This window comes from Actinoalloteichus hymeniacidonis (assembly GCF_014203365.1).
In the GTDB taxonomy this organism is placed as follows: Bacteria; Actinomycetota; Actinomycetes; order Mycobacteriales; family Pseudonocardiaceae; genus Actinoalloteichus_A; species Actinoalloteichus_A hymeniacidonis.
Map to the genome: position 1 here is coordinate 3125447 of NZ_JACHIS010000001.1, position 18654 is coordinate 3144100.

The 18654-nt window shown below is 66.4% G+C and carries 15 protein-coding genes; 5 read left to right on the top strand and 10 right to left on the bottom strand.

Annotation, left to right across the window (positions count from 1 at the left end):
• Positions 1–266: 266 nt before the first annotated feature.
• Together BKA25_RS12720 and BKA25_RS12725 are read right to left on the bottom strand one after the other, a co-directional pair.
• Complete coding sequence (locus BKA25_RS12720) at positions 267–1349, bottom strand: MBL fold metallo-hydrolase (RefSeq protein ID WP_157421083.1); 1083 nt, start codon at positions 1347–1349, stop codon at positions 267–269.
• 78 nt (positions 1350–1427) lie between these two features.
• Positions 1428–2534, bottom strand: a complete 1107-nt coding sequence (locus BKA25_RS12725; RefSeq protein ID WP_069849590.1) for an NAD(P)-dependent alcohol dehydrogenase — start codon at positions 2532–2534, stop codon at positions 1428–1430.
• Positions 2535–2894: 360 nt separating this feature from the next.
• Here BKA25_RS12725 and BKA25_RS12730 point away from each other — a divergent pair, with 360 nt between their 5' ends.
• The 3 genes from BKA25_RS12730 to BKA25_RS12740 all read left to right on the top strand — a co-directional run bounded on the left by BKA25_RS12730 (position 2895) and on the right by BKA25_RS12740 (position 5161).
• Positions 2895–3545, top strand: coding sequence for a hypothetical protein (locus BKA25_RS12730; protein ID WP_069853709.1), 651 nt, complete (start codon positions 2895–2897; stop codon positions 3543–3545).
• A gap of 120 nt (positions 3546–3665) precedes the next feature.
• Entirely contained in the window at positions 3666–4559 is an 894-nt protein-coding gene (locus tag BKA25_RS12735; RefSeq protein WP_069853708.1) for a helix-turn-helix transcriptional regulator, read from the top strand.
• Positions 4556–5161, top strand: a complete 606-nt coding sequence (locus BKA25_RS12740; protein WP_069849588.1) for a short chain dehydrogenase — start codon at positions 4556–4558, stop codon at positions 5159–5161. Before BKA25_RS12735 ends, BKA25_RS12740 begins: the two co-directional genes overlap by 4 nt.
• Positions 5162–5324: 163 nt before the next feature.
• Here BKA25_RS12740 and BKA25_RS12745 read toward each other — a convergent pair whose 3' ends face one another.
• The 7 genes from BKA25_RS12745 to BKA25_RS12775 form a co-directional block, all read right to left on the bottom strand.
• On the bottom strand, positions 5325–6281 hold the full coding sequence (locus BKA25_RS12745; protein WP_216637720.1) for a zinc-binding dehydrogenase: 957 nt from the start codon (positions 6279–6281) through the stop codon (positions 5325–5327).
• Between the two features lie 289 nt (positions 6282–6570).
• Positions 6571–8304 (bottom strand): ABC transporter ATP-binding protein, encoded by a 1734-nt coding sequence (locus BKA25_RS12750; RefSeq protein ID WP_069849586.1) that lies wholly within the window; start codon positions 8302–8304, stop codon positions 6571–6573.
• Positions 8304–10022, bottom strand: coding sequence for an ABC transporter ATP-binding protein (locus BKA25_RS12755; RefSeq protein WP_069849584.1), 1719 nt, complete (start codon positions 10020–10022; stop codon positions 8304–8306). The genes BKA25_RS12750 and BKA25_RS12755 overlap by 1 nt, the downstream gene beginning before the upstream one ends.
• The gene (locus BKA25_RS12760) at positions 10019–11407 is read right to left on the bottom strand and encodes an ABC transporter ATP-binding protein (protein WP_069849582.1); all 1389 of its coding nucleotides are present in this window, start codon (positions 11405–11407) and stop codon (positions 10019–10021) included. The genes BKA25_RS12755 and BKA25_RS12760 overlap by 4 nt, the downstream gene beginning before the upstream one ends.
• Positions 11404–12216: an ABC transporter permease gene (locus BKA25_RS12765; protein ID WP_084643019.1), complete on the bottom strand. Its 813-nt coding sequence runs from the start codon at positions 12214–12216 to the stop codon at positions 11404–11406. The genes BKA25_RS12760 and BKA25_RS12765 overlap by 4 nt, the downstream gene beginning before the upstream one ends.
• Complete coding sequence (locus BKA25_RS12770; RefSeq protein ID WP_069853706.1) at positions 12213–13166, bottom strand: ABC transporter permease; 954 nt, start codon at positions 13164–13166, stop codon at positions 12213–12215. The genes BKA25_RS12765 and BKA25_RS12770 overlap by 4 nt, the downstream gene beginning before the upstream one ends.
• An 11-nt stretch (positions 13167–13177) precedes the next feature.
• Complete coding sequence (locus BKA25_RS12775) at positions 13178–14689, bottom strand: ABC transporter substrate-binding protein (protein ID WP_069849580.1); 1512 nt, start codon at positions 14687–14689, stop codon at positions 13178–13180.
• Between the two features lie 117 nt (positions 14690–14806).
• On the opposite strand from BKA25_RS12775, the gene BKA25_RS12780 reads away from it, so the two are divergent.
• Positions 14807–15499: a TetR/AcrR family transcriptional regulator gene (locus BKA25_RS12780; RefSeq protein WP_069849578.1), complete on the top strand. Its 693-nt coding sequence runs from the start codon at positions 14807–14809 to the stop codon at positions 15497–15499.
• Between the two features lie 72 nt (positions 15500–15571).
• Positions 15572–16591 carry a ferric reductase-like transmembrane domain-containing protein gene (locus tag BKA25_RS12785; protein ID WP_216637719.1) on the top strand — a complete coding sequence of 340 codons (1020 nt, stop codon included), beginning with the start codon at positions 15572–15574 and terminating at the stop codon, positions 16589–16591.
• Positions 16592–16994: 403 nt separating this feature from the next.
• Here BKA25_RS12785 and BKA25_RS12795 read toward each other — a convergent pair whose 3' ends face one another.
• Positions 16995–18638, bottom strand: coding sequence for a (2,3-dihydroxybenzoyl)adenylate synthase (locus BKA25_RS12795; protein WP_069849576.1), 1644 nt, complete (start codon positions 18636–18638; stop codon positions 16995–16997).
• Between the last annotated feature and the right edge of the window lie 16 nt (positions 18639–18654).

Consider the following 18654-nt stretch of genomic DNA (forward strand, 5'->3'; position numbering starts at 1 on the left):
ATGGGTCCTCATGCGCATTCGACCCGAACGACTACATCGTGCCTGGCTCACGCCACGGGGCTCGGCCGGCTCGTCGCGTCCGGCGCGGCGTTGGTGCCGGCTGAACTGGTCGAACCCGTAGTAGGGATGGGCTGGCGGAAGAGCGCGATTCCCTACCGGCATCCGACCATGCGGCTGGGGCCGACACCACGGTGGCGGTGCGATCGGAGTTCGAGGCACCACCCCGTCGCACCGCCCACGATGGTCGTGCTCTTATCAGTTGGGCATCAGGTCTGGAAGGCGGGCGGGTTCTCCCCACGCAACCGGTAGTCCGGGCGCGGGCGTTCCAGCCGGATCGACTCCAACACCGTGTAGGCGTGGTATTTGGTCTGGGTGGAGACGCCGGCCAACCGCTCCCACCACAGCCTGCCGTCGCTGGTCTTCTTCTCCAGGACGTGTCGGGTCGTGTGGTTGGCCATGGAGTTGATCCAGTTCTCCACGCCGACGAAGGTCCGAAGATCACCCGCGCCAGCCAGGATATCAACCAGTGCGTCGGAGCGGCCGAAACGCTCCACCGCCGCCGTCGCCCCTTCGAGGATGTCGGCGAAGTACTCCACACACAGCTTCACCTGCTCGCGGGTGCCGTAGTGCATGTGATGTCCGCCGACGAAGAAGTCGAAGTCGTACTCGAGGATCTGAGCGTGCGCCTCATACCACCCGGTGATGTTCTGCGAGGCGTCACAGTGCATGAAGGTCGCGCTACCCGGGCTCAGGATGTCGACCGCCGTGAGGACCTTCTGCTGCGGCGCGTAGATGAAGATGTTGCCCGGGCAGTGATTCTCGCCCTTATAGGACAACTCCAACCGCGCACCGCCCACCTCGAGGACGAACTCGGTGTCGAAGACCGTCGTCGGCACGGGACGCTTCGGATCCGGGAACCGCTCCAGGAGTTCCTTGGTGATGCGGTGGGCGATGATCTCGACATCCGGGCCGAAGACCGAGGCCGCTCCGATGTGGTCGGAGTGCCAATGGCTGTAGATCACATGGGTCACCGGTAGATCGGTGACCTCCTCGATCGCTGCCAGCATGTTCTCGCCCAGCGTCGGCGGCGCGTCGATGGCGATCACGCCTGCCTCGGTCACCACGAATGCGGCGTCGTAACCGGCGCTGGTGACCCAGTGGAAACCGCCACGCAGTTCCTCGGTGTGGTAGCCGAACCTCTGGAAGCGCTCGCTCTGTAGATAAGCCGGGTAGTACTCCTCGGGGTCCACCGGATCGTCGGCCCCGGCACGGGGGAACCCGTAGTGGTCGATTGCGTAGAAACCCGGCGAATCATCGACATTGATGGACTTTTGATCGTCATGACACATCGACGAGCTACCTCTCGTTATTCTCTGATAACCAGAATCGGTGCGGATTACGAATTCGAAAGCAATGGGGATTCCGCATCAGGTGAAACGCAGAACCGCCTTGATGGCGCCACCGGAACCCGCGGCGTCGAACGCGGCGTTGACGTCGGAGAAATCGTAGAAGGACAGCAGGCGGTCGATCGGGAACCGACCCGCTCGATAGAGCTGCGCGAGTTCGTTGATCAGCAGCGGCGAGAGGGCATCGCCCTGGATGATGCCCTGCAGGCTCTGTCCGACCTGGAGTCGACCGGCGTCGATCATCGCGCCGCCGCCCTCGTGGAACGCCACGAAGCCGAACCGGCCCAGGTTCGCCAACGCGCCGACGCCGGCGTCGAGGTTCTCCTTGCGGCCGCTCGTATCGAGGGCGTACTCGAATCCGCGTCCCTCGATCGCCCGCAGCGCGGCCGTCAGATCCTCGATCCGGGTTGGGTCGACGACGTGCGTGGCGCCCAGCTCCCGAGCCAATTCCAGCCTGCCCGCGTCAACGTCGACTGCGACGATCGTGGCCGCACCGGCGACGTGAGCAGCCATGACGGCTGCCAGCCCGACCGCCCCCACTCCGAACACCAAAAACGACGCGCCCATCGGGACGGCGAGCGCCGTGAACACCGCCCCGGCGCCGGTCTGCAAACCGCAACCCAGCGGTGCCAAGGTCTCCAAGGGCAGGTCGGCGGGAACCTTGATCGTGTTGCGTTGGTGGGCGAGAGCGTGGGTCGCGAAGGATGACTGGCCGAAGAAATGGCCGCGCGGCTCAACCCCGTCGGCGACGTGCAGCGCATTCGAGCCGTCCAGTCGCGCGCCCGCGAAGTTCGTCGCCCAGGCCTCGTCGCAGTAGGCCGGGTGGGAGGACACGCACGGCTTGCAGCGGCCGCATGAGTGATAGGACAGGACGACGTGGTCGCCTGGCTCGACGGAGGTGACCGCGGCCCCCACCCGCTCGACCACTCCCGCACCCTCGTGCCCCAGCACCACCGGCAGTGGAGTCGGCATCCGCTGCGCCCGCACCTGGGCGTCGGTCGCGCAGATCCCGGCCGCGACCATGCGCACGAGAACCTCGTCGGGACGTGGTTCCTCGATCTCGATGTCGCGGAATTGGAACGGCCCGTCCTGCGCCTCGACAACGGCGGCCCGCGCGAACGTGCTCATGCGGTGGCCTTCCGAGAAGCGCCGTCGGCGCTATGACGACAGAGGACAGAAGACATCGACGACTCCCTGATCGGGTTACGGGCCAGGCAGGCCCATCAGCGAGCCGCAACCTATGTCCGCCGATCACTCGCGCGGATCGGTTGCCGTATCGGTCGTGACCGGGTGCGGAGCGAAGAATTGGTGGGGGAGTCAATGGGGGGTTCGGCTTGGTTCCGCACGGAGTCGACGGTGCCGTGAAGCGGCGTCTCGGTACCGGCCGATCGACTCGCAGGGATGCGGCGTGTTCCCCGTCCGGATGTGGAAAACTCGCGTTGCGATGACGACAGCGCTGAGGGACGGCGACCGCAGAATGCAGGACCGGTGAGCGACGAGCACGTCGCGCGCATCGACGTGTCGCGCCTTCCTGAAGACCTCGTGGCGTTGATCGACCGCCTCGGGACGGGGGATCGGCTGCTCATCGCCCGGGACGGCGATGTGATCGCGACGATCTCGTCCACCACAGCGTCGATCGAGGATGACGCCGGCCCCGTACCTGCGGACGAGGCCGTCTGCGAACCTGCCATGGATTTCGGCGACGTGCTGGTGGTCGCCACCGCGATGAAACTGTCCGCTTCGGCGAGGGCGTCGCTGTCCGCCCAGCTCGGCCCGGACTACATCGTGCTGGACATGCACGCGGCACCGAGAACGGCAGATGTGCTGCTCGTACCGCCCGTCAGCCCACAGCTGATCGCAAGCCTGCGCACCGTCTATCCCAAGGCGCGGGTCGTCGTCGCCGAGATCGAGGACCGCGAACTCGGGATCACTTACCAGGGCCCGGTCCGACGCATGCTGGACGCCGGAGCGCAGACCTACCTGATGTCGACCACCATCCCCCGGCTGGCCGAACAGCTCGACCACGCGATCACACAGTCACAGCAGCTCAGCCTGGGAAACACCGCCCGGCTGGAGATCGAAGCGGAACGGGATCCTCGGGTCAATTCGAAGAACCACACTGATCGACCGTTTGCGTGAGAACGAGTTTCGGCGTGGAACGAATTCTCAGCATGGGTCGTCGATGAGCAGGCCCCCGAACCGTGAAGGTATCCGTGTTCGGTGCAGGCGGAAGTCGTCGGTCAGCGCGACGATGGTTCGATGATCAGGAAACGAGGCAACGATCTCGGCGGGTTCCTGCGCAGCAGGCGGGAACGCCTCACCCCAGCAGAGGCGGGCATTGAGCCCGGTATCACCCACCGGCGAGTCTCCGGGCTGCGCCGGGGAGAGTTGGCCGAGCTAGCCGGGGTCAGCGTCGGGTACTACACCCGGCTTGAACAGGGCGTCAGCACCAGCGCTTCCGGCGCCGTCGTCGACGCGCTGGCCATGGCGCTGCGGCTCGAGCCCGCCGAGCACGAACACCTGCGGATCCTCGCCTCGCCGCGACGACCGGTTCGTCTCCGATCCAGCAGAAGCACCCTGAGGCCTTCGATTCGTGTCCTGCTCGCGACCATGTCCGCGATACCGGCGGTCGTGATCGATCACCGTTCCGATGTCCTCGCGTGGAACAGGCTCGGTCATGCCCTGCTGGCGGGGCATGTCGATTTCGATGCCCCGGACAGCCGGGTCCGGCCGAACATCGCCCGCATGTTGTTCCTCGACCCGCACCACCGCGCGTTATACCGCGACTGGCAGGCCAAGGCACAGGTCACCGTTGCGGCGCTGCACCAGGCGATAGCGCGGCATCCGGCTGATCCGGAACTTGAACGTCTCATCGGTCGGCTCGCCGTCGACAGCCCGGAGTTCGCGCGAATGTGGGTTCGCCGTCCGGTCCGTGCCTGCTCGTACTACCTACGTCAACTCGACCACCCGGTTGTCGGACAAGTGACCTTGTCGAACGAGACAGTCACCCTTCCCGACGATGACCAACAGATAGGGCTGTTCTATGCGCAACCCGGTACCGCTGATGCCGATGCGCTCACCCTGCTGGCGCAGGGCCTCGAACTGCACCCCGTCGGGCCGGAAACCGCAGCACAGAAGGAGAACGCACAGTGAGGATCGTCGTTATTGGTGGCGCAGGCACTATCGGGCGACGATTGGTCCCGGCCCTCCGATCACGACACCACGACGTGGTGGTGGCCGGACGCACCTCCGGTGACGTGCACGTCGATCTGAGCGCGCCCGCGACGATCGACGCCATGTACCGCGAGATCGGGGCGGTCGACGCCGTCGTGAGCATCGCGGCACACGGGGCACTCGACGAGTTCGCCACCCTGACTGCGACGGCGCTGCACGAGAACATGCGGGCCAAGTTCTTCGGGCAGGTAGATCTAGTCCTCACCGGTCAGCGCTATTGCGCGGAACGCGCCTCCTTCACCCTGACGTCAGGCATTTTCGCCGACCAGGCATGGCCGCATGTCACCGGCGGAGGCGTCATCAGCGGCGGTCTGCACAGCTTCACGCTGTCGGCCGCGATCGAGCTACCGCGAGGTATGCGGATCAACACCGTGAGCCCCACGATGATCGGTGACTCCGTCGATGCGTTCGCCGAACACTTCCCCGGTATGCGGCCGGTGCCCATGAACGAGCTCATCGACCACTACCTCGATTGCGTCGAAGGCGACAGCACCGGCCGGGTCATTCGTGCGTACGGCTGATCAAGGTGGGCAGCACCGAGGTAGGCGACTACCTGGGACTCCGCTCTCGATCGGCGGTAGCGCGAATCCGCGGCGGTCGAATTGGCCATCCACCCACTCGATGCCTCGCTCTGGACAGCAGCCGTTCTGCCCGCTCAGAGCAACCGCCCGGGCACCGCAGGCATCATGCGATCAGGACCGGCAGGCCATTCAGGCGCCGCTGCTCCCAATCCGCATGCACGCGCGCGGCGTCGTCGAAGGGGTAACGAGCGATGTCGAGGTCACTGAAAATGCCGGAACGGATCACATCCCACAACTCAGCGGTGGCAACCGCGACTGCCTGGCCGCGTACATATTCTGGTGCCCCGCCGCTGCGGACCTCGACCTGCCGCTGCGCGAGACCGAAACCGGTCGGCGACGGCTGTCCCGATGCCGCGCCGATCGCGGCGATCACCCCACCCTTACGCACGCTCGCGGCAGCCAGTGCGAACGTCGCCTGCCCGACGAGGTCGTAAACGACGTCCACGCCTGCTGGTGCGATGTCTTTGATCTTCGCGTCGAGGTGCGGGTCGTGGGAGGGAAAGGCGTGGGTGGCAGCGGCAGCGACCTTCGGGAGCTTGTTCGACGATCCCGCGACACCGATCACTGTCGCACCCAGCGACGTGGCCCAGCGCGAGATCATCGAGCCGACGCTTCCCGAGGCGCCCAACACCAGCACCGTGTCCGCAGACTTGAGGTGGTGCATGGCCCGCAAGCCCATCCAGGCGGTCAGGCCCTTGGCCAGAAACGTGGCAGCTACCTCGTTCGAGATGTCGGCAGGAAGTCGGATAAGCGACGCAGCCGAGACCACCCGCTCCGTCGCATAAGCACCCTCGACGAAGAAGTACGCAACACGGTCGCCCGTCGATACGCCAGCAACGCCGGGCCCGACCTCGGTGACTGTTCCGGCAGCTTCGAAGCCGAGGACCGCAGGTAGCTGAACCGGATAGAGGCCCGTGCGGGCCATCATGTCGACGTAATTGACTCCGATGGCGTCCTGGATGATCTTGACCTCGCCGGTGCCCGGTTTACCCACTTCAGCCGCGACGGTCTCCAGGGCCGATGGGCCGCCGTGCGAGCGGATGCTGATCGTTCTGGTCACGGGGTTCTCTCTTCGGGTCGTGTGCGGCCGCCCATGACGGGGAGCAGCCGCGGACTTACTCGGCGAGTCCTCGTCGGCACCTGTTGCTCCCTGTTCCCGCCCTGGCATTGCGCCCTATGCAACCAGCCGAGCCGCGTTGAGCGAATCGGTCATGCAATCGGCAAGGGGCCGCGCGGTGATCTACTTGGGGTCGTGATCGGCGATCGTGCTTCGGGGGGATTTTCATACGCAGATCACCGGGAACGTTCTCCCAATGACGGCCCGCTGCCAGCTTCGTGACTCCTTCCGGCTAACCGATCGACCATTGCTCCGCTGCCGCACGTGCTGCGACGAACCTGGCGTAGACCCCATCGCGAGCGAGGAGTTCCTCGTGCCGTCCGTTTGCGGTGATCCTGCCGCTCTCCAACACCAGGATCTGGTCCGCAGATCGAACGGTGTTCATGTTGTGGGCGATGACCAGTACGCTTCCCGACCCGGCGAGCACCGTCATAGCGCGATGAACGATGTGGACGTTCTCCGGATCGAGCGCTGCGGTCGCCTCGTCCATGATGGTGACGGGCGCGGCCTTGATGACGGCTCGCGCGATCGACACCCGTTGGCGCTGGCCACCCGACAGCCGCCGTCCCCCCTCGCCTACCTGGGTCGCGATCCCCTCGGGGAAGGTGTCTTCGAGATCCGCCAAGCCAGCGAGCTCCAAGGCCCGCGCGAGCTCTGCTTCGGTGGCATCGGGACGGCCGATCCGAACATTGTCCTCGATGGAACCATCGAAGAGATACACGTCTTGGAACACGATGGAGAGCCGGGCGTAGAGCTGTTCCGGTGACAGCTCCCGCACGTCCCTGCCGTCGATACGAATCACGCCGGACCGAACATCCCAGAACCGTGCCAGCAGTCGAGCAATGGTGGTCTTCCCTGAGCCGCTCGCTCCCACCAGCGCCGTCAGCCCACGAGGAGGTAGCGCGAACGTGAGATCGTCGAGAACCGGTGCTCGGTCGTCGTAGGCGAAACCGACCTTGTCGACGGTGACGATGGCGTCCGCCCTGGTGATCGGTGGGCCCGGGTCGACCGGTTCGCGGACCGGCAACGGGTCGGTTTCGAGGATATTGCGAACCCGCGCGAGTCTGCCCGCGTTCAGCTGCACGGCGGTGCCGAGTTCCGCGCCGGAGGCGCCGATCGATGTCAATCGTGCGGCGACGATCACGAATCCCAGGAACGTGCCCGCAGCCAGATCACCACCGGTGACGAGGACGGCGCCTGCGGCGATCAAGGCGCTGAAGGCGAGTTGCACGGTGAACGAGAAGGCCACCAGTCCCGGGATAACCGCCGCCATGGACTTTCTTCCCGCAGCACCGGCATCGACCAACGCCCGATCCAGCTCATTCGATTGATCATCTGCGGTGGTCCGTAGGACCTGCTGGGCGCGTGCGTACTCCAGAACCAGAGTGGCAGCTCGATCGCTTGCCGCATGCCGTTCCTCATCGGCTCGCTTGACCCGCTCGCGCGCGACTCGGGAGACCGCAGCCGCGATCGTGCTGCCCAGGAGCAACACGCCAGCAAGGCGCCAGTCCACCGTGAGGAGTGTGATCGCGGCGGCGGCTGGAGTCACGACTGCGGTGATCAGCGGGCGCAGCAGGATAGCGGGGTAGGACATCAGCGCGGGGACGCCGGTGGTATTGACCTCGACCAGGTGCCCCGCCTTCGAGCGGGTGAAGAAGCCGAGCGGCAGGGTCGCGATGTGTTCGGCGAGCAATTGGTGCAGAGCTCGTGCGGTCTCGCTGCCGACTCTGAATGCGATCTCCTGCGACGCGGACTGAACGGCGATGTACAGGGCGCACAGGAGGGCGAGCGCGACCAACCAGGGAATGCTCGTCGCAGGATCCGGCGAGAGAAGAGCCTCGAAGAAGGGCACGCACAAGGCGAGCGTGATCCCTTGCAGGGCCGCTGCGATAACCAGCCAGCCAGCCAGTTCGCGTAGTTGGCGGGCTTCTCTCGGCCGCATCAGACCGACCAACATCGTGAACATCAGTGTGACTCCTTGGCTGGCTGTTGTGCGTCCCACATCCTGCGGTAACCGCCTTCGGCGGCGATCAGCTCGGAGTGGGTGCCGCGTTCGACGAGAACACCGTCGTTCAGGACCAGGATCTGGTCGGCCTTGGTGATGGTCGTCAGATGATGAGCGATGATCACCACCGTGCGACCTCGGACGAGCGCACTCACTCCGGCCTGGATCTCGGCCTGTGTCTCCGGGTCGGCAGCGGCGGTGGGCTCGTCGAGGACGACGATCGGTGTGTCCAATAGGAGTGCCCTGGCGATGGAGAGCCGTTGTGCCTCGCCGCCGGAGAACTCGACGTCCTTGCCGATGACCGAGTCATACCCCAGCGGAGTCGCCAGCACACGATCGTGGACCGATGCCGCACGAGCAGCTGCGTGCATGGTCTCGTCATCGACCGGGCGCCCGCTCGTCAGATAGTCCCGGACGCTGCGGGAGAGGAGCACGACGTCCTGGAAGACGAAGGACACCGTGCGGTACAAGGACTCCGCAGTGAACTGTCGGACATCGACGCCCCCGATGCTGATGGTTCCGTTCTGTGGATCGTGAAAACGCGCGATGAGGGCGGCCATGGTGGACTTCCCCGCACCGGATGGCCCGACCAACGCGGTCATCGCCCCGGGGACGAACTCGACCGTCAATCCCTTGAGAACAGGCTGATCTGGCGAATAGCCGAAGGTGACCTGATCGAATCGCAACCGGTTGTCGGCCGGCTTCACTCTGCCGTCTCCCCACAGTGTGGGCTCTCGATCGAGCACTGCGGTGATCGACTGTGCCGCTGCGGCACCGGTACGGATGGCCTGCAGCCGTGGGCCGATGACGGCGATGGGTGCGCTGATCGCGGGGCCGATGAGTGCGAGGGCGAGAACCGAGCTCGCCGATGCCCAGCCCGCCATGATGGCGAGCGCGGCAACGCCCGCGAACGCTGTCAACGTGACAGCGGGAGCGACCACCATCCACGAGGCGGTGGTCGCCGCTGAGGTGGACGAGGACCACGCGCGGAAGAAGTCGTGGAATCGGTCGGCCGATCGGGCGAACGCCTCCTGCGCGCCTCGGGCCCGGCCGAAGGCCTTGATCACCGGGACTCCGTGGACGTATTCCACGATCGCGGAGTTGATGTCGCCTTGGGCTTTGGCGTAGACGGCGAAGTTCGCACCCGAACCACGCATCGCATGTAGGAACAAGGTGGTTCCGGCAACCAGTGGCAGCAGCGCCAGGATGGCGAACCGCCAGTCGATCCCGAACAGCACCACCAGGCCCGTCACCGGAGTGATCACCACGGACGTCACATCGAGCACGGTGTGCGCGACGAGGTAGTGGATGGCTCCGACGTCATCGTGCACCACCTTCTTGAGTCGCCCGGTTCCCTCCTTGGTGAAAGAGCTCAGAGGTTGTCGGGAGAACGCGGTGATGAGTCGTCGTTGCACGTCGAGCTGAACGGCGCTGTCGGCGAGATGGGACAACCAGCTGGCGAGTGATGCGAAGAGGACTCCCGCGATGGCGGACACGACGGCGATGGCGATCGGCATGCCCGCACCCCCGGTGGAACCGGTGATCCAGGCGCCGCCGAACTGCACGAGTGCCGCCAGGGGCACCACGACGGCGGCGGAGGCCAATGCCTGAGCGACCAAGGCGGCGAGCAGTAACCCTCGAACAGGGCGGACGAGGCGGAAGAGAGGATGTCGTGTCACGTCAGTCGGCTTTCGGCGAGATGGAGGGAACGGGACGCGTGAGCGGCGACGCGATCGCTGTGTGTGATGAGCACGACGGTCAGCCCGAGACGGGCGCGGATTCCGTCGAGTGTGTCGAGTACGTGAGCCTCGGTCGCCTCGTCGAGTGAGGCCGTCACCTCATCGCAGATCAACACCTCCGGGCAGGAGGCGAGTGCTCTGATCAGATTCACCCGCTGCCGCTGCCCGCCGCTCAACTGGCCGGGCGTGCGCTCGGCGACATCGGGTGGCAAGCCCACAGCGGCCAGCAGGTCTGGTTCCTCCATCGGGGACAGACCGTGGCGAAGTGCTGCGACGCGGGCCCGATGCAGTGTTCGAGAGACTCGTTCCCACGGTGCGAGGGCGGCCTGGGAATCCTGCTCGACGTAGGACACCGCGATCCGAGCGCTACCTTGTCGGGCGGTGACGGGCCACGGGATGGGCCGACCATCGAGGGCGAGCACGCCGGAGCGCGGTCGTTGCAGCCCTGCGAGGCAGCGGGCGAGACTGCTCTTGCCTGCGCCCGATTCGCCACGGATGGCGAGGCATTCGCCGCGGCCCACGGAGAAGGAGCCGTCGACCAGAAGCTCACGGGAACCGTAGGCGATGGTGATCTCGTTCGCGGTGAGGGCCGCAACGGTGTCACGCCGGCTCGGTGCGCGTTCCTGGGGACGGCACCGCCGGCGAGGAGCCGGCACGATGCGACCGTCGGAGACATGCTCGACCCGATGGGCGAGTCCGGTGAGGAAGTCGGCGTCGTGGCTGACCACGACGATCGACATCGGGTCGATCGCGGTGCCCAGCACGGTCGCCAACTCGCGTGCAGTCGCCGCGCCGACGTTGCTGGTGGGCTCATCGAGCAGAAGAAGCCTCGGCCGAGGCAGCAGTGCGGCGGCCAGCGCGACCCGTTGGGCCTGTCCGCCGGAGAGTTCGGCCGGGCGAGAGCGGAGCAGCCGTGGGGGCAGTCGGACCGAGTCGAGGACTCGGTCGATCTCTTCGGCGCGGTGTGTCCGGGACAAGGCTGGCCGAGTGCGACGCAGAACCTGATCGAGATGCCAGCGCACCCGGTGAGCCGGGTTGAGTGCACCGGCCGCGTCCTGCGGAAGGTAGGTGACCTGCAGACCGCGCAGGGCTCGTCGGCCTTCGGAACTGAACGGATCCGCACCGCATACTCGGACGGTGCCCGCAGTCTGCCGCACGCCGGGCGTCAGTCGACCGATCATGGTGTGCAGAAGTGTTGTCTTTCCGGCCCCCGAGGGTCCGCTCAAGCCCACTATCTCGGCGGGACCGACTCGAAGGGTCACGGAGTCCACAATGGGCCGGTCGGCGGCGTGCACGCTGAGCTCGTCGATCTCCACGATGGTCATGCGCCCGCCGCCGCACCGATATCGGCGCCCGTACGGGCGGAGAGGCGATCGATGAGCAGCGTGAAGCCGAGGGCCAGCGCGATGATCAGCGCGGCGGGAACCAGAACGGGGAGCGGATTGATCCCGACACCCACGACGTTCTCGCGGACCATCCGGCCCCAGTTCGCCGCAGGCGCACCTGCGGTGAGGCCGAGGAATCCCGCTGTGGCCGCGAGCTGGACCGCCGCGACGAACCGCACCCCGGCATCGGCCCACATGGCCTCGGTGATTCCCGGCAGGATGTCGTGGCGAAGGCGTTGCAGGACACTGTCTCCTCGTGCCCGGGCAACTCTGGCGAACGCCGTCTCGTAGACCTGACGGGTCGCCTCGCGCAGGACACGGACCGAGAAGGGCGTGGTGACGGCCACGATCGCGACCACCACCACGAGGTCGTTTCCGGGGGTGCCCGAAGCGAGCAGCAGCAGGATGAACAGTGGAGGCAGCGCGGAGAGTCCGTCGAGTATCCGCAGCGGCACGGCACTCCACCGCCGGGTGGTCATGCCGGTTACCGCACCGAGCAGAACACCGACGACACTCACGGTGGCGGTGGCGGTGAGTGCCTGCATGATGAGCGTCTGTCCGCCCGCAGCGACTCGGGCGAGGGTGTCGCGGCCGAGGAAGTCGGTTCCCAGCGGGTGTGCGCCGGATGCCGCTGCGAACGGGGGCCCCTGCACCTCCGTCGCCGATCCCAGCGGCAACAGCGGCGCGAGTAGACCGAAGAGCACCACCGCGAACAGGGCGACGGCGATACCGCGCCTGCCGGTCCTCATGAGGTCCCGCCCGAAGCCGACGGCCTGGCCAGCACGCGAGCGCCGAGATCGCCCAACAGCAGGATCAGCAGGGTGCAGCTGCTCAGCGCCAGACTCAATCCTGCGACGACGGGCACGTCGCGAGTGCCCACCGCCTGGGTGAGTTCGAATCCGATGCCGGGATAGTTGAACAACGTCTCGACGACGATCCCCCCACCGAGTAACCCGGCCGCCATGATCGCGAGTGCCTGGACCCCGGGGCCCAGGGCGTTCGGCAGGACATGCGCCACGGCCAGCCGGAGGCCGCGTGCGCCGTTGAGTTGGGCGTTCTCGATGTAGGGGGCGCGCATGACACCGATCACGCTCGAACGCACGAGCCGCGTGGTGCCGCCGAGACCGCCGAGCACCAACGCCGCAGTGGGCAGCACGAGGAGTTCGGGGTGCTGCCAGGCGAAGTCACCCAGCGGGAGCAGGGATACAGCGGGAAAAAGTCCCAACACGGTGGCGAACACGGTGAGCAGCAGCGTTGCGAGGAGGAAGTCCGGTGTGGCGATCAGGCTCATCGTGGCTGTGGTGAGCGCACGGTCGAGTCTGCCGCCCACCCGCATCCCGGACAGGAGTCCGACCGTCACCGACACCACGGCGATCAGCACTATGGCGACCGTGACCAGGGTGAGTGTGTTCGCCAACCGGGGAAGGAGGATCTCGCTCACCGGCCTGCCGGTGACCATGGAATCGCCGAGGTCGCCGCGCAGCGCCGCGCCCACCCATTCCAGGTAACGGTCGAGGGCAGGCCGGTCGAGGCCGAGCGCATCCCGCACGGCCTCGCGTTCGGCCTCGGTCGCATCGCTTCCCGAGAGCACCCCGACCGCGTCGCCGGGCAGAATCTCGGTCGCCCAGAACACGACGACCGACAGGACGCCCAGCGTGATGACCGCGATGGCCAGCCTGCCCGCGATGAACCTCGGCATACCGGACATCCTCATGGGGACAGACGTGCGATCGTCAGATCCGGGAACTGTTGGGCTCGCACGCCGCTCACCGTGTCGATGGCCGCGTCGATACCGGGCACGAAGACCGGTCCGATCTGGTTCCCGTTCTCCCACAACAGCTGTTGTGCCTCGTGCGAGGCGGCCAGTCGTTGCTCTGCCGTTGCACCACCGCGCGCGGTGATGACCAGGGCGTCGACATCGGGCAGCACCCCGGGCGTGTGGTTCGGTTCGAACAACGCGGGCGGGTTGTACCCGACGGCGAAGGGGAGTGCGGAATAGGCTTCGTAGTCCGCGAACAACTGGCCTGCGGGCAGCTCGCGGAGGGTGGCATCAACCCCGATCGCCTTGAGGTTCTCGACGATCAGCGTGCCGGTCTCCACCATTCCCGGCATCTCCGGGCCGACCGTCAACTCGACGCTCATGCCACTCTGCCCGGCTTGCTCCAGCAGGTCCCGCGCCGTATCCGGGTCGTAGGCACGCTGTTCGAGTTCCGAATGGTAGGTCGGGAAGCCGAGCGCGGGGACGTCGTTTCCGAGGTATGCCCGGCCGTAGTAGACGTTGTCGATGATGGACTGCCGGTTGATGGCGAGCTTGAACGCCTGCCGTACCCGGACATCGGCGAACGGTTCGAAGCTCGGGTTCATCACGAACCGGAGATAGGAGGCGTAGGGCAGCTCTGCGGTCGTCACGACGATGCCGTCGGTGCCATCGAGGTTCTGCGCGACGCCGGTGCTGATGCCGCTGACGAAGTCGGCCTGCCCACCGGTGAGTGCAGCGACCCTGGCGTTGTCGTCGGCGATCGAGAGCAGCTGGATCTCGTCCAGTGTCGGCTCGTCGCCGATGGCTGCCCCGAAGTAGTCGGGGTTGCGGGTCAGGAGAGTCTCCCGCCCGGCCTCGAACTGCGTGATGACGAACGGGCCGCACGAAGGGGTGTCGGTCGTGAACTCCGTGGTACCGGCCTTGATCGCCAGCATGCTCTGGCACAGCAGCAGCCGACCGTCCGCGATCGGGTGCAGCGTGGGCAGTGTCAGTGTGCGATCGTCTTCGACCACCGCGTTGTCGAGGTCGAAGTCACGCCCGACGATCTGTGTGAACGGCAAGCCTTGGAGCAGTGCAGGCGCACGCAACGAATAGAGGATGTCCTCGGCGGACAGCATCGAGCCGTCGGTGAAAGCAATGTTCGGACGCACCCGCAGCGTGTACGTCATCAGGTCGTCGCTGATCTCGATGGACTCCAACGCGCCGTACCGCACCCCGTCCGGTTGGTCGACGTCGATCGTGCCGAGAGCGGCATGAACCAGCCGGGCACGGACGAAGTCCAGTGCGGTGGGTCCGACCAGATAGTTCAACGTCTCACCCGCGCCGCCGCCGGTGAATGCCGCGCGTAAGCGCCCAGTGGTCTGGGCTGGTGCGGCCGTGCCGCAACCGGCGAGTCCGGTTGCGATGACGGCGGCCGTGAAGGCACCCAGGCCGAGAAAACGACGACGATCAAGTTCCACCACGAGACGGCCCTTACCTGTTCGGCGCGCGGCTCAACCGGTTCGGGAGGAACGGGACCGCGCGTACTATACGCCGTAGACTAGACATTGACGAAAATGATTGTCAATTTAGGGGAGTGCATGCCTGCTGCCGGCCTGGACCGAGATGCCGTTGTCGGGGCCGCGCTCGACATCGCGGCCGAGGGTGGTTTCGCGGCGATGTCGATGCGTGTGCTGGCGGAACGACTCTCGGTGACGCCCATGGCGATCTACCGCTATGTCGCCAACCGGGAGGCACTCAACCGGTTCGTCGCCGACGAGGCGGGCAAGCTCATCCAGCCACGTCTGGACCCCGACGCCGTCTGGCATCGCAACGCCCGCGAATGGGCGCGCGCACAGCGCAGCGGACTTCGCCGCTTCCCCGGCCTGGCCGCCTGGTTGACGGCGAACGGACCGGCAGGCGAACAGGCCTACCGACTGCTCGACGATCTGGCGGGAAGCATGCTGAAAGCGGGTTTCGACGACGAGACCGCAGCCCGTACCTGTTCGATGATCATGAGCTGGGTGTTCTCCCGCGTCAGCGTCGAAGACGCAGCGGACGCACGCGCGTCGCAAGCCATACCGAGCAGAGCGCGAGCATTCGTGTCCGGACTGGCCGCCATCGACGGCGATCGGTACCCGGCGGCATCGCGAATCGGGGACCGCTTCTTCACCCTCAGCATGGACACCGTCTTCGAGAGCGGACTGGATGCCCTGCTCACCGGCTGTGCCGCCGGCGCGAACGGGTCGCTCGAGTTACCGGGGAACAGATCGTCGACGGCCGATGAGCGATGACCTACACCCCGCTTCGATCGCGGCCGACGTGGTGCCCCTTGATCAGAAAGCGTTGATCTCAAAGGAGAGATGATGCCGATCAGTCCGGATTCTGGGAGACAGCCGAGCGAGAACCCCACCGAGAAGGGCCCGCCTACCGAAGCGAACCGGAGGCGTGCCGACCGCACGCCCACCGGGTTCACCGCCGATTTACGGGGTTCGCTCCTCGATCTCGGCATTGCCCTGCTCATCACCGCATCCGTTTTCGTCTTCCTCTACCTGCGGGTACGCGCTGGCCGCTCGGACACGGTGTCGGTGATCTCCTACATGGCCGACGCCGACCGGTACTGGGTCTATTTCCTCAGCCAGGCCTTCGGCTGGTCCGCGCTGCTCTGGGCCTATTTGGCGGTCGTCCTCGGACTTCTCGTCTCGGGCCCCAAACCCGGCTGGCTGCGGTGGCGGACACCCAGGATCGAACGTCTGCATCGCACCACCAGTCTCAGCGTGCTCAGTCTGATGGCGGCCCACGCGCTGCTGTACGCCGTTCAGGTGGTTCGCGACCGAGCGGCTGAAGCATGGGGAGACCGCGTGTTCGGTGCTTTCGTCCGTGCCTTCGTGCCGGGCGGACACGACGGCAGCACCGGATGGATCGCGATGCCGATCGGACAGGCGGCGTTCTACCTCGCGATCCCGCTGGGCCTGGCCTATTACTTTCGAAGGCGAATCGGTTCCAGGGCCTGGCGGATCCTGCACCGATTCATCATCGTCGTCTACGCACTCAGCGTGTGGCACACGCTGCTCTACAGCACCAATGTCTGGTACGAGGGCTGGCCGCGCACGGTGTTGTGGTTGCTCCAGGTTCCGATCGTGCTTCTCCTGCTGTGGCGGTTGATCCAGCCTGCCCGGCGAGGCGAGCGGCTCGACATGACGGCGGAGCAGACGGGACTGCTGCCGCACTGGCTGCGGCTGGCGGGACGAATCTCGGTGGCTGTCATCGCCGTGTTGCTGATCGTGGTCGCCGTGACCGGCAGAGACGGTGGTCGACTCCGACCGGAGCACGGGGGAGAGGTGCATGACCACGCCGATCCGCATGAACACGAGAGCGCGGGATGACGACAGCGCGGGCGGTGACGGCGGGCCACTCCGGCGGCCTGGCGACCGCCCGGCATGATCACGACCGCCGCCGTTGACCGCCCGCGTTGGGGAAGGATGAGCGCCCAACGGCATCGTCGATCAGACGCCCCGCGCCGTCCTTCCCTTCCCCGGTCGGTATCAGTCCGCCGTCAACTCGATGGCCGCCGCCGGGCATCGCTCAACTGCTTAGCGGACGGCATCGAGCTCGGTCGCGGGCGGGGCGGTAGTGCGAAGAGCGACCAGCCCGTCGTCCGGTCCCTGGTCGAACACGACAGGTGCGGTGAGCACGCACTGTCCCGCGCCGACACACCGATCGGGGTGAGCGAGGACGCGCATCCGATACCTCCATTTCTCGGCGAAGCGGATCGAATAGCTGCGGCAGTCAGCCGCGAGACCGAAGTGCTCTCTTGTCGACCTTGCCGAGCGGAGTCAGCGGCAGCTGTTCGATCGCGACCACTCGGTCCGGTGCCTTGTACGCCGCGAGGCCGTGCTGCCGAAGGAAGGCCGCGAGTTCTCGCGCAGTCGGCGCGTCGCGGGCACAGACGACGAAGGCCACGGAACGCTCGCCGAGTTCGTCGTCATCCTCGGCGACCACGGCCGCCGACACGATCCCGGGATACCCGAGCAGACACTCTTCGACCTCCGTGGCATCGATCTTCTCTCCGCCCCGGTTGATCTGGTCCTTGACCCTCCCCACGACGGTCAGATGTCCGCTCGGTAGGCGCTTGACGAGGTCTCCCGTTCGATAGAAGCCGTTCTCGGTGAAGTGGGTGACGGCGTGCTCCGGCGACCGGTAGTACCCGCGCAAGGTGTAGGGGCCGCGTGTCAGCAGCTCGCCGGTCTCGCCGTCGGGAAGCGGATTCCCCTGATCGTCTACGACGAGAACCTCGTCCTCCGGAGAGATCGGCCGCCCCTGCGTGGAGCAGACGATGTCCTCGGGGTCATCGAGGGCGGTGAGATTGAGCAGGCCTTCGGCCATGCCGAACACCTGTTGGAGGCGGCATCCCAAGGTGGGCCCGATGCCACGTGCGATGTCGTCGGGGAGCCGGGCCGCTCCCACCTGGAGTACCCGAAGACTCGATAGGTCGGGCGTGCTCTCCGTGTACTCCTTCAGCCAGTACGGCACGAGCGGAGGGGTGACCGCCGTGATCGTGACCCGTTCTCGCTCGATCAGGGTGAAGACGGTGTCGGGACTCGGGTTCGGGGCCAGGACGACGGTCCCACCGGCTTGGAGGGTTCCGAGGATGCCGGGACAGCTCATGGTGAAGTTGAAGGCGATCGGCAGCACGGCGAGATAGACGCTGTCCGAGGTCAGCTCGGAGATGTTCGCGGCGGCCCGAGCGTTGTAGGCGTAGTCCTGATGGGTCCTCGGAATGAGTTTGGGCGTGCCCGTCGTACCGCCGGAGAGAAGGAGTAGCGCCAAGTCCTCGGGCGCCGGACGTGCGAGTTCTGCGATGGCGGGTGCCGTGTCGTCGTGGAGGGCGTCGAACGGGACGAAGTCCGGGCGAGCGCCCACGTCGCCCACGACGATCACCTGACCCAGGGACGGGTGCTCCGCCTTCATCTCGGCGGCGAGTTCGCGGTGGTCGAATCGTGCGTGGCGGGCGGGGATCACGTAGGCGACTGCTTCGGTGAGCCGAATCAGGTGAGAGATCTCGTGTCTGCGATGACCGGGCATGGCGTGGACGGGGACGGCCCCGAGTCGCTGCAACGCGAACCAGCCGAGGACGAACTCCGCGATATTGGGCAGCTGCAGGACGACCCGGTCGCCTTGGCGCAATCCGAGTCGGCTCAGCGATCGAGCGAGGATGTCCACCTCGGACTCCAGTTCGCGGTAGGTCCATCGACGATCACCGTCGACCAGCGCCACCGCCGCCGGATGCCGGGTCGCCCCCTCCCTCGGAAGTTCGCCGAGGACCTCGTCGCGCCAGTGACCGAGCGACCGGTAATGCCGTGCGAACCGCTCGGGCCACTGTGGACGGTCCGCCTCCGTTGGTCGCAGCACCGTGGATGAGATCTTCGCCATCCTTGCTCCTCTGCAT

Excerpts from the sequence above, each read along its gene's own strand:
- BKA25_RS12725 (WP_069849590.1), bottom strand. The coding sequence starts at position 2,534 with ATGAGCACGTTCGCGCGGGCCGCCGTTGTCGAGGCGCAGGACGGGCCG.
- BKA25_RS12760 (WP_069849582.1), bottom strand. The coding sequence starts at position 11,407 with ATGACCATCGTGGAGATCGACGAGCTCAGCGTGCACGCCGCCGACCGG.
- BKA25_RS12770 (WP_069853706.1), bottom strand. The coding sequence starts at position 13,166 with ATGCCGAGGTTCATCGCGGGCAGGCTGGCCATCGCGGTCATCACGCTG.
- BKA25_RS12785 (WP_216637719.1), top strand. The coding sequence starts at position 15,572 with ATGCCGATCAGTCCGGATTCTGGGAGACAGCCGAGCGAGAACCCCACC.
- BKA25_RS12780 (WP_069849578.1), top strand. The coding sequence starts at position 14,807 with ATGCCTGCTGCCGGCCTGGACCGAGATGCCGTTGTCGGGGCCGCGCTC.
- BKA25_RS12720 (WP_157421083.1), bottom strand. The coding sequence starts at position 1,349 with ATGTGTCATGACGATCAAAAGTCCATCAATGTCGATGATTCGCCGGGT.
- BKA25_RS12795 (WP_069849576.1), bottom strand. The coding sequence starts at position 18,638 with ATGGCGAAGATCTCATCCACGGTGCTGCGACCAACGGAGGCGGACCGT.
- BKA25_RS12750 (WP_069849586.1), bottom strand. The coding sequence starts at position 8,304 with ATGTTCACGATGTTGGTCGGTCTGATGCGGCCGAGAGAAGCCCGCCAA.
- BKA25_RS12735 (WP_069853708.1), top strand. The coding sequence starts at position 3,666 with ATGATCAGGAAACGAGGCAACGATCTCGGCGGGTTCCTGCGCAGCAGG.
- BKA25_RS12765 (WP_084643019.1), bottom strand. The coding sequence starts at position 12,216 with ATGAGGACCGGCAGGCGCGGTATCGCCGTCGCCCTGTTCGCGGTGGTG.